The sequence below is a fragment of the Promicromonospora kroppenstedtii DSM 19349 genome (assembly GCF_000515355.1).
Lineage (GTDB): Bacteria > Actinomycetota > Actinomycetes > Actinomycetales > Cellulomonadaceae > Promicromonospora > Promicromonospora kroppenstedtii.
Genome location: NZ_KI911691.1, coordinates 19,090 through 20,044 on the forward strand (window position 1 = coordinate 19,090; position 955 = coordinate 20,044).

The 955-nt window shown below is 70.3% G+C and carries 1 pseudogene; it reads right to left on the reverse strand.

Going from position 1 to position 955, the window contains the following annotated elements:
* Positions 1 to 478, reverse strand: a pseudogene (locus PROKR_RS35165) (hypothetical protein); the annotation flags it as partial.
* Positions 479 to 955 lie beyond the last annotated feature (477 nt).

Here is a 955-nt window from a genome sequence, read left to right on the forward strand (position 1 = left end):
GTTCCTTGATCCGGGCCACCAGCCGTCGGGTGCTCATGCGGGCGAGTTCGGTCAGGTGGGTGGGTCCGCAGATCTCCTCATCGATCAGCGCACGGTGCTCCAGGGAGAGGTGGGACGTCTCCCGCACCAGGAGGGTGGCCCGCCACTGGGACAGGACCCCGGTCTGCAGGGCGGTGAACGTGTGGGGCATCTGGGTGACCCAGACGCGGGAGGTGGACACGAACCCGGCCCCGGCATGCGGGCTGACCCGCAACGCCGCACCGACCTGGTTGGGCACACCCCGCCCACGCCGCTCGGCCCGGATGCACTGCCGCGCCTCCTCGGCGCGGGTTGCCTCGTCCAGGGCGACCGTCAGCCGCGCCTGCGTCGCGGTGATCGCGTTCTTCACGGCTTCGAGTTCACCGAGCAGGTCGACCCACTGGGCCTGCACCACCCCGGGTACGCCGGCGGGAGTGTCAGTGGCACCGGGCAAGATCATCTCTGCCAGGGCTCGCCGCACGGCCCGCACGCCTGCGACGTCTACAGCTCCGCCAGGCGCGGGCGCACCAGACGTCTCGGCACCGCCGGGCAGCACGGACCCGCCAGGCAAGCCCGCTCCGTCCCCAGGCAGCACCGGCCCGCCAAGCAGTCTCGGTTCGCCCCCGGGCAGTGACCGGCCAGGCAGTCTCGACCCTGTCCCGGGCAGCACCGATCGAGCAGGCTGCTCGCCTGCTCGTTCTGGTACCCCACCGGTTCGCGTCATGTCATCAACATATCGCACACCTGTACGCACCGCTCGTCGAATCGACCCGCTCTGCCAATAGCAGAATCTGGCCGCTCGGCCTGTGGACAAGCAGTCGCGATGACCCGAATGTGCTTGCCCGTGGTGGCCGCGCGGGCGCGGCGTCGCAACGAACAGCGCTCATGGCGAACGCGGGCGTGGTCACGTTCTGAGGACTCAGAGCGTGACCACGCC